Source organism: Luteolibacter sp. Y139, assembly GCF_038066715.1.
Lineage (GTDB): Bacteria > Verrucomicrobiota > Verrucomicrobiia > Verrucomicrobiales > Akkermansiaceae > Haloferula > Haloferula soli.
Window position 1 is genome coordinate 92301 of the sequence record NZ_JBBUKT010000004.1, and the last position, 12945, is coordinate 105245.

Annotated in this window: 14 protein-coding genes; 4 read left to right on the forward strand and 10 right to left on the reverse strand. The window is 63.1% G+C overall.

The features are described 5' to 3' along the window. Positions 1–38: 38 nt before the first annotated feature. Genes WKV53_RS11525 through WKV53_RS11545 form a run of 5 tightly spaced genes read right to left on the reverse strand, consistent with a single transcriptional unit; the run spans position 39 to position 5591 of the window. Entirely contained in the window at positions 39–743 is a 705-nt protein-coding gene (locus WKV53_RS11525) for a hypothetical protein (RefSeq protein ID WP_341404740.1), read from the reverse strand. Continuing rightward, positions 727–3702: a type IV pilus modification PilV family protein gene (locus WKV53_RS11530; protein WP_341404741.1), complete on the reverse strand. Its 2976-nt coding sequence runs from the start codon at positions 3700–3702 to the stop codon at positions 727–729. Before WKV53_RS11530 ends, WKV53_RS11525 begins: the two co-directional genes overlap by 17 nt. Beyond that, positions 3695–4465, reverse strand: coding sequence for a PulJ/GspJ family protein (locus tag WKV53_RS11535; RefSeq protein ID WP_341404742.1), 771 nt, complete (start codon positions 4463–4465; stop codon positions 3695–3697). The genes WKV53_RS11530 and WKV53_RS11535 overlap by 8 nt, the downstream gene beginning before the upstream one ends. Then, the gene (locus WKV53_RS11540) at positions 4462–4971 is read right to left on the reverse strand and encodes a type IV pilus modification PilV family protein (RefSeq protein ID WP_341404743.1); all 510 of its coding nucleotides are present in this window, start codon (positions 4969–4971) and stop codon (positions 4462–4464) included. Before WKV53_RS11540 ends, WKV53_RS11535 begins: the two co-directional genes overlap by 4 nt. Continuing rightward, positions 4971–5591, reverse strand: coding sequence for a pilus assembly FimT family protein (locus WKV53_RS11545; RefSeq protein ID WP_341404744.1), 621 nt, complete (start codon positions 5589–5591; stop codon positions 4971–4973). Before WKV53_RS11545 ends, WKV53_RS11540 begins: the two co-directional genes overlap by 1 nt. A 167-nt stretch (positions 5592–5758) precedes the next feature. Here WKV53_RS11545 and WKV53_RS11550 point away from each other — a divergent pair, with 167 nt between their 5' ends. Beyond that, positions 5759–7483: a hypothetical protein gene (locus WKV53_RS11550; RefSeq protein WP_341404745.1), complete on the forward strand. Its 1725-nt coding sequence runs from the start codon at positions 5759–5761 to the stop codon at positions 7481–7483. Between the two features lie 52 nt (positions 7484–7535). Then, complete coding sequence (locus tag WKV53_RS11555; protein ID WP_341404746.1) at positions 7536–7937, forward strand: tellurite resistance TerB family protein; 402 nt, start codon at positions 7536–7538, stop codon at positions 7935–7937. Here WKV53_RS11555 and WKV53_RS11560 read toward each other — a convergent pair. Further along, complete coding sequence (locus WKV53_RS11560) at positions 7934–8377, reverse strand: pyridoxamine 5'-phosphate oxidase family protein (protein ID WP_341404747.1); 444 nt, start codon at positions 8375–8377, stop codon at positions 7934–7936. The two genes, WKV53_RS11555 and WKV53_RS11560, sit on opposite strands and share 4 nt — an antisense overlap. A 77-nt stretch (positions 8378–8454) precedes the next feature. On the opposite strand from WKV53_RS11560, the gene WKV53_RS11565 reads away from it, so the two are divergent. Together WKV53_RS11565 and WKV53_RS11570 are read left to right on the forward strand one after the other, a co-directional pair. After that, positions 8455–8916 (forward strand): hypothetical protein, encoded by a 462-nt coding sequence (locus tag WKV53_RS11565; RefSeq protein ID WP_341404748.1) that lies wholly within the window; start codon positions 8455–8457, stop codon positions 8914–8916. Between the two features lie 18 nt (positions 8917–8934). After that, positions 8935–9600, forward strand: coding sequence for a hypothetical protein (locus WKV53_RS11570; RefSeq protein WP_341404749.1), 666 nt, complete (start codon positions 8935–8937; stop codon positions 9598–9600). A 4-nt stretch (positions 9601–9604) separates the two neighbouring features. Here the strand turns inward: WKV53_RS11570 and WKV53_RS11575 are convergent, their stop codons facing one another. From WKV53_RS11575 to WKV53_RS11590, 4 genes are read right to left on the reverse strand one after another with little or no spacing between them, the layout of a single operon-like run. Next, on the reverse strand, positions 9605–9865 hold the full coding sequence (locus WKV53_RS11575; protein WP_341404750.1) for a biotin/lipoyl-containing protein: 261 nt from the start codon (positions 9863–9865) through the stop codon (positions 9605–9607). Between the two features lie 15 nt (positions 9866–9880). Further along, positions 9881–10678: an ABC transporter ATP-binding protein gene (locus WKV53_RS11580; RefSeq protein ID WP_341404751.1), complete on the reverse strand. Its 798-nt coding sequence runs from the start codon at positions 10676–10678 to the stop codon at positions 9881–9883. After that, a complete protein-coding gene (locus WKV53_RS11585; protein ID WP_341404752.1) occupies positions 10672–11682 on the reverse strand; it encodes an ABC transporter permease in 1011 nt (336 codons plus the stop codon). The genes WKV53_RS11580 and WKV53_RS11585 overlap by 7 nt, the downstream gene beginning before the upstream one ends. 1 nt (position 11683) lies before the next feature. Then, positions 11684–12853, reverse strand: coding sequence for an ABC transporter substrate-binding protein (locus WKV53_RS11590; RefSeq protein ID WP_341404753.1), 1170 nt, complete (start codon positions 12851–12853; stop codon positions 11684–11686). Between the last annotated feature and the right edge of the window lie 92 nt (positions 12854–12945).

Genomic DNA, 12945 nt, shown 5'->3' on the forward strand with positions numbered 1-12945 from the left:
CAGGTCAAATGGATGTCAAAAACGCGGCGTGGCTTTTCTCAGCCCGCGATCACGAACTTCGGATCGAAGAAGGAGACGGCTTTCACGCTGCCGTCCGGATCATCGTAGAGGACGACCACGTAGTTGCCCTTTGCCTCGGGGCGGAAAACGGCGAGCGGGACATCGTTGTTCCGGGCATAGACGTAGAGGTCGCGCGGGGCGGATCCGAGATCGATGCTGGTGGTCATCAGTCGCTTGGCGCTGTTAGGAGTCTTCTTCTCTTCGCCCTCGCGCATGGTGGAGAACAAGGTTTCGGGCTCCTTGCAGACGCTCAGCACGGTGAGACGATAGCCGCTTTCCACGTCGCGCTGCTTCAGCTTCAGGATGCGCATTTCCCAGTGCTCCGGCTTGTCGCCTTCGGCCGGCATCTTCTCCGCGAAGGAGACGATGTTCATCGTCTCGCCGACGCCGATGGGGATGCTGGTGGAGCCTTCGGTGACGCCCTCGCGGGTGATCTTGACCTTCTTGGCGCCGGCCTTGAGGCCGATGCCGCCGGTGCGCTGGCCGAGCTTGTAGCCTTTCGGGAACTGGTCCTCGCCATCGATTTCAAGGTGGACATTGCCGGTGCCAGCGCCGACGGCGTTGACCAGACGGATGAAGCCGACCTTCGGCTTTTCCTCGTCCTGGGCACGGGCGGCGAGGGGAAGGGCGATCAGGAGTCCGGCGATCACGCGCCGCGACCAAGACTTAAAAGTCGTTTTCATGGGTCACTCGGGGACGATAGGTGGCTGTATCAATGGTGTCGTCGTCCTTCCGCTTGCCGGGATCGGCGAAGACGGTGAAGGACTTCTTGCACTCGGAGAGAACTTCGGGCTCGGCGGTGGAGTTCTTGGAAAGGGGCGCGACCGCTTGTCCGATGACCCAGACGCGGAAATTCCGCGAGCGCAGGGTGGAGGCGTCGTAGAGGCGGTGGAAGACTTCCTCCGCGGCGGAGTCGGTCCACTCGATGCGGGTGTTTTGCGTGTAAACCTCGCGATTGCCGAAGACCGGCTTTTCCTCGTTGTCGCGGGCGTAGGCGATGTCCGCGGCGGAGGCAAAGGGGCGCTTGCGGATGATGGCCTCAGCCACGCGGTCGGCGATCTTGGTGCGCATCGGCGAGCCCAGCTTCAGCGGATTGGTCGGAGGGGCCATCAGGCTGGTGGTCTGGTGGCTGGTGGAGGTGACCTGGCACAGCGCGGGGTCCTGTTTCAATGTCCCGGCGACCAAGGCCCGGATGGCATCGGTATCGGCGGTGTTGAGGTTCACGTTGCCCTGCATCGTGATGAGGTTGCCCTCGCGCTCGGAGGCGCTGTCAGAGGTGGCCTCGCCGGCATGGAAGATATCCAGCAGATGGGTGGCATGCATGCCGGGGCGCTCCAGGAGCGGGTGCTCGAAGCGACCGACGCGCAGGGTATTGCCGCCGCCGTAGGCCGGATTGGCGGTGGAGCCGACCGCGAGATCGGGGAAGGACGCGCGCTCGGTCGGCAGACTGGGCGTGGAGGCGGCATTCAGCGTGTCGGTATCGCGTTTTCCGGTGCCGGGCTTGCCGGTGATGTCGGCATAAACGGGATACCACATGATGGGGTCGTAGACGCGACCCAGTTCGGTGGCGCTGTAGAAGCGTCCCTTGTTCGAGAGACGCATGGGCGCCTGATCCTGTCTCGGTGCCGGCACGCCGGTGTAGAACTTCGGATCGTCCGGTTTGATCTGCTCGTCGCTGGAGATGAAGCTGCTGGAGCCGAAGGCGGAGTTGTGCCCGCCGTCCGGCCACTCGGCGGGAAGCACGCGGCCGTAGTAGCGGCGCTTGGTGGTGTCGCTGGAATAAATGCTGGTCCAGCGGATGTTACGGCGGTTCGGGCTGTAGTTGCCCGGATAGGCATTCGACGCCTGTGGGGTGGACAGGTACATCGCCATCCGCGGGTCGCCCATGTTGTTCTGGAAGGGGCCACCATTCAACGGCCCGAGCGAGTGGCTGTGAGCCGGCACGGTGGCGCGGGAGAATTGGCGGACTCCATTCGGGAATTCCACGTTCCGTCCCTGCTTCCAGGTATTGGCGCGGGACTGGTCCACGATGACGTTGTTCCAGCGGAAGCGATAGCCGCTGGCATTGTCCTGCTGAGTGGCACCCAGGTCCAAGGGGCTGGCGATGAAGCCGGAGGCGGCCCCCACGTCGATCTTCAGGCGGACGCGCGAGGGATACACGCGGTACTCGTTTGGCAGCAGCGTGACGGCGAAAGGGGGATACCAGAGGTAGCCATCCTTTTTCTCGAGCGTCGGCTGGGCCACGTCCTTCTCCCCGGCGACTTCCTCAAGCTCCATTCCCGGGTTGGCCCCCGTGGCAAAGGAGAACTTGGATTCGAAGGTGACCTGTCCTTGGCCGGACACCGGCTGGTCCGTCATGTTCCAGAGCTCGATGAAGGTGCCGATCTCCAGCACCAGATAAAGGCGGCCGTTTTCACGGGCGGTATTTTCCCAGCGGAAGCTCATCACGAACTCGCTGACCAAGGGGTAGCCATCGAGGCCGCGGTAGCTGCCCACCTTGATGCTCGGGTCATTGTCCGTGTCGACGTAGTCGAAGGCATTCGCGGCAAGCGTGCGGAGGTAGTCATCCGGGAAGCCGCCCTTGCGGTTCTTGAAGTTCGGCAGGGCGGTATCGATCCAAGCGGCAAACTCATCGATGGCGGAGGCCCGCGGGCTTCCGAGCATCTTGTTGAGGTTGCGCTTCGGCTTGCCAGCGGCATCGGCGGAAATGCCCGCGGCGAAAGGAACCACGGGATGCTCCTTGTAGGGCTCGTTGACCGCGCTGGCGCTCTTTTCCAGGGCGGCGGCGAGTGGATCTTCGAGCTGGCCGTTATCCTTGCGCTTGAGCGGGGCATCGTAGCCGACGGCGGCGGCCACCGAGTCCGGCGAGAGCATGGCAGGACGGCCTTTGGAGATCTTGCCGAAGAGCTTGCCATCGCCGTCCTCGGTGGTGGTGGTGGCGGGGTCGAGCACGTGGACGGCCACGCGGTCGAGCTTCGGCTCGTCCTTGGCGGGGGGCTTGGGATTGATGCCCGGGGCAGGGAAGGGCCAGGCATTGCGATCATTGCCGCCGGCCTCGCCTTCGTTGTTGCCGGCGGTGGTGGCGTCGACCTTGGACTGGAGGTCTTCCACCCAGTAGGCGTAGCGGGAGACCATGTTGCCCTTCTCATCGCGCACCGGGATCCACTCGACGTGGGCCGGCTCGAGCCATGGCGGGCCCTTGATGTAGGTGTAGCCTTTGCCTTCTTCCCCGTCGGTGATCTTCGGGGCTGCCAGCTTGGCGCTCTTGTCGGGCAGGGTGCTGGTGCTGAAGAGGGGCAGGTAGCGGTACTCGACATTGTCGCCGCCGCCGGAGCCGCGGGCGATGAAGAGGTGCTTGTTCGCCTGGCGGTCTTCGGTGGGGAGGTTCGGCGGCGTGCCGGCGATGACGAGGTAGTCATCGTTCGCGGTCTCGGTGCGGAGCACGGCGCGGAAGTCTTCCAGGCCGGCACGGGCGGCGAGCTCGGCGCGCTTGGAATCGGTGAACGAGCGGGCGGTCTTTTTCTCGATGCCCATGATGGCCAGCAGGCCGACGGCAAGAATCAGCATGGCCGCCGAGACGACCATCACGGCGGGCAGGGTGAATGCGGGGGCCAGGCGGGGGCTACGGCGTTGATTAGTCATTGGTGCCGAATCGCTGGATCACTTCGTAGCTTTCGAGATTGGGATTGTTGGAGGCCTGCTTCGGGTCGCCCCGCAGCGAGCTGCCGTCCCAATCCTGAGTGGTGGAAAGTTTCCCGAGCAGTTCGCGGCGGGCGATGATGAGGCGAAGGCGCACGGCCTGCGGATGGTCCGAGGAGCTGGCGGACGTGGATCCATCGGTGGGTGCCGTCTGGTGCCATGTTTGCCACTTTCCCGATTCGTCGCGAACCAAGGGTTCTTCTGAAAAGGAAAGCACGCCGAAGGCCACCGGCTCATCGATATCCTGCTCGTCGAAGAGGGTGGAGAAGGTGCCTTTCGCGAGGGCAGGGAAGACCTTGCCACTCTCGCGGAAGCCGCGCATGAGGCAGCGTACGGTGGCGTTGCCGACCTTGATGTCCTTCACGTAGTAGTGGATGGCGCAGAGGTCGCCATTGCGGCCGTCCTCGGATTGGGCATCGTCCGGCTGGAGGGAGAGGAAGCCGAGGCGGGCGCGCTTCCAGCCCTCGCCGTCGTTTTCGAGGATGGTGTCCTTGTGCCACTCGGCCTTGGCGAAATCCTCGCCCATCTGGGTGAGCACGGCACGGGCCTCGCGCTCGGCGGCGACGCTGCCGGAGCCGCGGTCATAGCCATTCCCCGCTTGGCTGAGCATGGTGACCGCCACGAACAGCAGGATGGAGCCGATGCCCATCGTGAGCAGCACTTCCAGCAGCGTGAAGCCACGGCGATGGGACGGGCGCGCGGTCATGGCAACTGAGTGTGAAACTCCGTGTGGTTGCGTTTGTTCTGCGGCGCGACGGCGGGGTATTCCACCGTGACGGTGACGGTCAGCAGCGGCGGGAAGCCGGTCCGCTGGGTCTGAAGGTCGCCTTGCAGCTTCGCGAGATAGACGGCGTCCTGGCTGTCGACCTTGCCGCTGCCGCTGCTGTAGGATCCTTCGTCGACCTTTCCGAGCAGGGTGCCGTCGCCAGCGAAAGCGAGGCAGACGACGCGGTCCTTCCCGAAGTTCGCGCCGGGCTCAAGCTTGGGCAAATATTGGGAAGGTCCATCGCGAGCGGTCTTGAGCTCGGAGAGGCAACGCTCGACGATGGCGACGGAACGCGTCTCGGCGCGGGCCGTGACACCGCCCTCGCCGGATTTCAAAAGAGTGGCCACAGCCAAAGGGCCGACCACGGCGAGGATGCCGATGGCGATCATGGTCTCTACCAGCGACACACCGCGCAGCCAGCCGCGCTTTGGAAGGGAGTGTTTCATCAGTCGAGTCTCCAAGGGCGGGCGACCACGCGGCCGATGCGCAGCGAGTTGTGGCCGCCTTCACTGGTTTCGATGGCCTTGCCATTCTGGATGGTGCCGGTGCCGATTTTCACCGCGACCGGATCGGAGCCGGTGGGCCATGCGAGACCACCCCGGGAATTGAAAGCGAGGACGTAGACCGTGGCCTGGCTGTCGCCATTTTTCCACGAGAGCTGGGAGGGGTCTTCATCGAGGAGATTGCGCAGGCCCTCGATCTTGCCTCCGAAAAAGTGAACGCCGTCCGGCATCAGGTTCCAGCGCTGGACCTGGCGGGCCTTGATAGAGCCCGGATCCTCGGGCAGGGAATCCACCTCGAAGAGTCCGTAGCGGGTGATTTGGTCCGGGCCGCCGGTGATGGGCGGGGCCACCGCGAGGATGACCGGCTTGCGGCGGGTGATGGCCGCGGTGCGGGCCTGCTCGACCGCGGCGGTAAATTGGTCCGTGCCCGTGCGGCGGGCGCTGTTCGCCGACTTCCCGAAAATATTGAGCCCGAGGGTCATGAGCGCGCCGACAATGACCATGACCACCAGCATCTCGATGAGGCTGAAGCCGCGGCGATGATGGGCGACGTGGAGATTCACAGGGTCAAATCGGAGCAAGCAATCGGAACGATGGCTGGAAGCCATCACGAAGTAAACACGCAAGGCGTCGCCCGCCAAGCGTCCGGTCACAAACCGGCGATTGCGACGATCCTGTCATATTCACGTCCTTTGCCCTCCTTTCATGTGACGCCAGCGTTGCACGAATCATGCCGCCGGGGATTTTTCTCATCGATGCGATCGGGCCGTTTTTCCGCGGCTGCGAAGGTCGCCGTATCAACTGGTCGAAAATTCCCTTCACCCGCCTCGCGACAAGCGGTCCGGAGCGCGAAATGCAGTGGAGCGGCATCCGGGAGGACCTGCGTAAATTCACCCGCGAGGTGGCTGCGGCCGGATTCACGGCCGTGACGCTGGACGATCTGGCGCACCTGGCGGCCCACCGGCTCCATGATGAGGAGACCGCCGGACGGATCGAGGTGCTGCGGGAGGAGTTTGGCGTGCTTTTCGGGATCATCCGCGAGGCAGGGCTGGAACTCTACCTGACCTCCGATGTCTTGCCGGTGTCGCCGGGGGTCGAGGCTGCGATTGGGAATGTCCGGGAGAAGCTGGAGGTTTATTACCAAGAGCTGGTCGACGGGTTGCTGGGCGATTTTCCGCAGATCTCCGGCATCGTGCTCCGGATCGGCGAAAGCGATGGCGTGGATGTGAAGGATCCGCTGCGAACGCGGCTGCACGTCCGCAATTCGAAGGAGACGAACCGCCTGCTACACGAGCTGCTACCGATTTTCGAGAAGCACGGGCGGACGCTAATCCTGCGAACGTGGACGGTGGGGGCGCACCGGATCGGTGACCTGATCTGGCACCGCCGGACGCTGGCGGATGCGCTGAAGGGGATCGATTCGGCGGCCTTCATCCTCTCGATGAAGTACGGCGAGAGCGATTTCTTCCGCTATCTGCCCCTGAACCGCGCCTTCTTCCGCACGCCGCACCGCAAGATCGTGGAGCTACAGGCGCGGCGCGAGTATGAGGGAGCGGGGGAGTTTCCGAGCTTCATCGGGTGGGACTGCGAGCAGTATGCCCGGGAATTGCAGGGGGACGCGAATCTGGCCGGCATCTCGGTGTGGTGTCAGACCGGCGGGTGGCACCGCTTCCGGCGGCTGGCGTTTCTGGAGAACGATGGGCGGGATTTCTGGCTGCGGCTGAACACGCAGGTGGCGCTGCGGATTTTCCGATACCGGGAATCGGTGGAGGATGCGGTGGCGCATGTGGTCGGGACGGAGAAGGCACCGGCGGTGCTGGAGCTGCTCCGCCACTCGGAGACGGTGGTGAAGGAGCTGCACTACATCGGTGAGTTCGCGTCGCAGAAGTTGTTCTTCCGGCGGGTCAGGATTCCGCCACTTTTGCATGTTTATTGGGACTGCCTGTTCATCAACCATGCTGTTAGAAAAGTGCTGCGGCATTTCGTGACGGACCCGGAGCGGGCGCTGCGGGAGGGCGAGGCGGCGTATGCGCTTTTTCCGCGGATGGTGGAGCTGGCGCGGTCGGCGGAACTGCCGGTTGCGGACATCGAGCACTGGCGGGATTTCTGCCACTTGGTGCGGCTGGCGCGGCGGTACTACTTCCTGCCGTTTGAGCCGGAATTGGCCGAGCGGATCCGGGCTTCGAAGAAGGCCTACAAGAAGGCGTGGCCGAGCGAGAAACGGCAGCGCTACCGGATCAAGGTGAACTTCGAGCCGTTCAAGGTGAAGCGGCAGACGTTGGGCTGGCTTTCATCGCTGTTGCTGCGGCGGCAGCGTGGCTACCGGCTCTTCGACCATGTGTTCACGCTGAACTTGCTGGGACTGGTCTTCCGGCTGTTCCGGCCAGGCAAGAGCAAGGCGGTGCCGAAGTTCCTGCGCAAGTCGGCGATGGGGGTGGAGACGTTGTTCCGGTGAAGAGAGGCTATCAACTTGACGCTAACATGGTGGACCGGCAGTTATCTCTGCCATGAAGGCGCTTGGCATGGTGGTGGCGACGTTCGTGGGTATGACGCTCACGGCGGTCGCCGGGCGGGGTGATGGCGGTCCTCCGACAGTCCCTCCGTCAGACACGGGCGGCGGTACGACTGGAGGGACTACCCCGGAGCCTTCGTTTTCGGAATGGAAGGCGAGGGTTTTGGCTGCTTATGCCGATGGGGCACTGGACCCTTCCGAGCGGCGGGAGATCAACCGCTTCCTGCGTTCGGTGCCGCCACACAACCGGCTTCGCTACTTGTTGTCGTGGATCCGTTTGCAGACCCAAGTTGCCAGGAGTGCGAATCCGGCAGTGGTTTCAGGCGTTGTTGCCACGTGGGCCTATACCGATCCCGATGCTGCGGCGGAGTGGCTGAACGGCCTTCCGGGTCGTTAAAGGGGCACCTCGTGATACTCCAGCGCCCACTCCTTCATGAAGCGGACGCGGTTGGGTTCGATGCGATACATGACCAGCTCGGGATTGTCCGGGGTGCCGAGATACATCCGGAGGAGCGGGTTCTTTTCCCAGATCGAGTCTAACAGGGCGGCGTCCGTTTCTGGCATGGCGACGCCGGTGATGCGGACCTGGTGGTGGTGTTCGTCGAGATAGCAGAGTTCCACGCGCGGGTTGGCGGCGATCTCGCCGGTCTTGTGGTAGCTGCGGAGGTTCGCGACCCAGACGGTGAAGCGCTCGGTTTTGACTGGGGAGACCGGGCGGAGGCGAGGCTGGTTCGCATCGATGGTGGCGAGCATCGGGAACTTGGCCGACTTCATGGTGGCGAGCGCGAGTTCGGGAAGCTGGGCGGGATCGACAGGCTCAGGCTGGGGCTTGGGCATGATTTCAAGATCCACGCGCGGGCGGACTTGGGAAGCGGAACTTGCCGACTGCCCGCCGGGGTGATGGAATGTCATTGATGAAATCCCTCGCCATCCTGTTTTGCCTCGCCGCGCCGTTGCTCGCGGAAGACCGGTCGACCTTTTACCCTTTCGACATCACGCTCGGCGGGACCAAGGCGGAGATGAAGGCTGGCAACGAGCTCTTCGCCGAAGTTTCCAAGCCGGTGACGGATGACGCGGTGCTCGCGCTGGAGAAGCAGGTGCCGATGCTCATCATCAATGCTTTCCCCTGTAAGGAGGACGGCACGGTGGAGGACACGCAGGCCGCCGCGATCATCTTCGCGAACAACGTCAAGGAGGTGAAACTCGATGCGACGATGGACAAGAAGAAGCTGAAGCCGGGGACTTACCTCGCCAACGTGGTGGCGGAGAACAAGACCTCGCGCATCGTCTTCACGGTCGCTGCGCCGGATGCGAAGCCGAAGATCGATTTCTCGAAGGTGCTGGGCTTTCTGAAGAAGAAAGCGGGAGGGGAGTGAGCCAACCCATTCGACGCCATGTTCAAGAAACTCTTTGGCTCAGGATCTCCTACTCCCTCACCTGCGGAGCAAGGGCCGTATCGCGATCCGGCGACGAACTTCATCTATCAGCTGCTCTTTTGTGACCGGCCGGAGATGTTCGCGAAACAGGCGGAATCCGGAGGGGCTTGGGCGGTGCTATTTGCGGAGGAGCCCGATTGGGCGGCGCTTGAGAAGCTGGCGATGGATGAAACGGCGGAGTCGCGCTTGCGTGTGCTGGCGTTCAATCGACTGAGAGCTGCCGGGAAACCGGTGACGCCCAAGATCCATTTGGCGACGATCGTGGAAGTCGGCTTGAACGAGGGACTCGATGTGATGGCGGTCTTTGGCGACCACAGCGTGCGCTACATCAACCACACCGAGCGGATGTCGGTGGTGGAAGGGAAGACGGCGCTTTTTGAAGTGGAGACCGCTGCGGTGCTTGCGGCATCGAAGCCGATCGTGCAAGCGATCGGGCCTTGGGATCAGGAGCGACGTCCGCCGCCAAGGCCGGAGATGGTGCGGCTCAACTTCCTGGTTTCCGACGGGCTCTATTTCGGCGAAGGGCCGATGGAGACGTTTTCGCGCGATGGCATGGCCGGGCCCTTGATTCATGCGGCTGCGGGGCTGCTGCAGAAGCTGGTGGCGGAGACGTCGAAGGGGTGAGGTCCTAGCGAGATCTTGAAAGGTGAATGCGGGCGATGATCACCCCGTCAGGGATTACTTGGCCTTCGCGGAAGCATTGTTCGGAAATAGTGCCGCTATCGAAGGCTTCGATTTCGAGGGAGAACGAAGCGGATTCAATGGCGGCGACTATCTGTGGCGCGTCAACTGGATCCCCGGGTTGGACAAACCACTTCTTGAGAATGTAGGTCTCCGGTGGACCGTCCAGATGATGGAAGCATAGCTCGCCGGGGATGGCCGTGCTCATGCGGAGACTTATTGCTCAATGCTCGTCACCCGCGAAGTGCAGCATCTTGAGGATGCGCGCGCGCAGGGCGAGGAACTCCTCGGAGCTGCGGTCGCGGGGGCGTTCGAGTTCAACGGGGATGATCTCTTCGATTTTTCCCGGGCGGGGAGTCATGATGACGATCGAGTCGCTCATGTAGATGGCCTCGTCGATGTCGTGGGTGACGAAGATCATCGTGGTGCCGCGGGCCTGCCAGAGGCGGAGCACCTCATCCTGCATGCGCATGCGGGTGAAGGCGTCGAGTGCGCCGAGCGGCTCGTCTAACAAGAGGATCTGCGGGTGATTGATCAGCGCGCGGGCGAGGGCGACGCGCTGGGCCATGCCGCCGGAGAGGTGATGCGGGAAGGCATCGGCGAAGTTCTCCAGGCCGACGAGGCGAATGAACTCTTCCACCTCCTTGCGGGTGTCCTTGCGCACGCCGCGGGCGAGAGGGCCGGCTTCGACGTTCTTCCGGACGGTGAGCCACGGGAAGAGATTGGGGTCCTGGAAGACGAGGCCGCGGCTGGCATTGGGTCCAGTGATCTTTTCACTGCCGACCAACAGCTCGCCGCTGTCGGGAGTTTCGAGGCCGGCGATCATCCGCAGCAAGGTGGACTTGCCGCAGCCGCTGGGGCCGACGAGCGAGACCAACTGGCCCGGACGCACCGACAGGGAGACATTGTCGAGCGCGGTGAATTCGCTGCGGTCCGGCGAGATGAAGCGCTTGCTGACGCCATTGACGCGCAGTGCGGCACCTTCCGAAATATGGCTGGGACTGGGGATGGCAGTTACCATTTGAGTGTTCCTTTCTGCCAAACCAGTACCCGGTCACGCAGGGCGAAGAGCCCGGTCATGATCGTGGAGAAGAAGATGGCCATGATGCCCAGCGCGGCGAAGACCTTGCCATACTCGGCCCACTCGCGTGACCAACCGAGATACCAGCCGAGGCCGGATTTCACGCCGACCGTTTCCGCGACCACGAGGGTGAGGAAGGCGGCACCGAGACCCATGAAGAGGCCGAGGAAGATATTCGGCATCGCGGCAGGAATCGCCACGCGGAAGATCAGGTAGGAGGGGCCTGCGCCGAGGGTCTTGGCCACGTCCAGATAAGACGAACGGGTGTTCGCGATGCCGGAAGCGGTGAGCATGGTCACCGGGAACCACACGGCGATGGCGATGAGGCAGATGGCCGAAAGCGTGGCGGAAGGCGAGAGGATCAGGGCCAGGGGAATCCACGCGGTGGCGGGGATGGGGCCGACGATTTTCATCACCGGCATGCCCCAATAGCGGGCCGTCTTGAACCAGCCGATGCAGACACCGGTGATGACCCCCAGCAGGCCGCCGAGCAGATAGCCGCGGAGCAGCAGGAACAGCGAGTGGTAGGTGCTTTCCCAGATCAGCACGCGATCATTGATGGCGCTCTGCAGGACCTTCGGCGGGCTGGGGAAATAGGGCAGGGGGAGCAACCGCACACCGGTCGTGACGAATTCAATCGTGGCGAAGACCAGAACGGCAGCCGAAAGGATCGGCCACATGTCCTGCATCCAGCGGCGGAAGCCGGTCAGGAAAAACTGCAATACCCCGGCGAAGAGCCCGAGGCCACCCAGGATGGCCAGGAAGGTCGAATAATTCCGGGTCTCCAGCGCCGGCTCTTCCTTGGAAATCGCGGCGTGGATGCCATAGGCGATGGCCACGGCCAGCGGGAAACCGATCTTGGCCAGCCAGCCCTTGTGGAGGGCGGGAGCGACGGTAATGGACTCGGCGCTGGCGGGGGCGACGGAGGAGGATGACTCAGCCATCTTACGGGGTGGTGGTCTTGGCTGCCATGGCCTTGCTGGCCGGGTTGCAGCAGGTCCTGATCTCGGTCGGGCTGCCGATGGTCATCAGTTCCTGTTGGACGAGTTGCCCTTGGTTCGGCTGGACCTGGCCCATGGCGACTTCTTCGACGACGAGGCTCTTGATCCATTCGTCGTTCACGCCTGGATACTCGCGGTAGATTTTCTTGATGGAGCTATCGATGTCCATGTCCGGCTTGAGGATGCCAGCACGCTTCATGCCTTCCGCGGCGCGGCGGATGGCGACCTTGCCGCCTTCGATGCTCGGCACGTAGCGGAGGCGGCTGATCGCGTCGGCATTCAGCTCGGGATTGGAGGCGATGTACTTCTTCTCGACCGACATGATGGCGGCTGCGCGGGGATTGGTCTCGACCCACTTGGCGCCCTTCATGATGGCCTTGGTCAGCGCCGCGGTGGCTTCGGGATTGGTGTCGGCGAATTTGCCGTTCACGATCACGTCGCAGCAATATTCCGAGGCGTAGGGCTCGTCGGTGGTCTGATCGACGATGTTCTGGACCTTCTTCTCGGAGAGCAGGAGCAGGCCGATCGGCTCGGAGCAGGCGAGAGCATCGATTTCACCCTTTTCGAGCGCCAGTCCGAGCTCAGCCGAGGGGAAGACCTTCCACTGGACGTCATTGCGGGGATCGAGGCCATTGTCGCCGAGGACGCGGTTGGCGAAGATGAAGGGCGGGGTGCCCATGCCGGGGACGCCGATGCGTTTGCCCTTGAGGTCCTGAACGGTCTTCATGCTGCTACCCAGCGGCACTTGGACGCGGAGGCAGCCGCGGTGAATGCCAGCGGTGAGTTTCACATCCAGCCCTTCCTCGATTGGCTTGAGGAAGGCCATGATCGGCTGCTGGACCACGTGGATGGTTCCCATGCCGACGAGATCCTTGAACACGCCCCACTCGCATTTCACGAGTTCCGCATCGATGCCCTGCTCCTTGAAGTAGCCCTTCTCGTAAGCGACGTAGAGTGGTGCCTCGCAGGTCAGACCGATGTAGCCGACCTTGATCTTGGTGAGGCCGTCCGAGGTCTTTTCCGCTTGGGCAGTCTTCTTGTTACAACCGGCCAGCAAGAAGGAGCCGATGGCGACCGAGCCCAGGAATCGCAGGAGGGAGCGAGTGTTCCACATGGACGGGAAGGAACCGCAGCGGCCTTGGGTTTGCAATTTTTTTATAACGACAGGGGTAGCGCTGGATTGCACTTTTTGGTGGCCCGCGACTT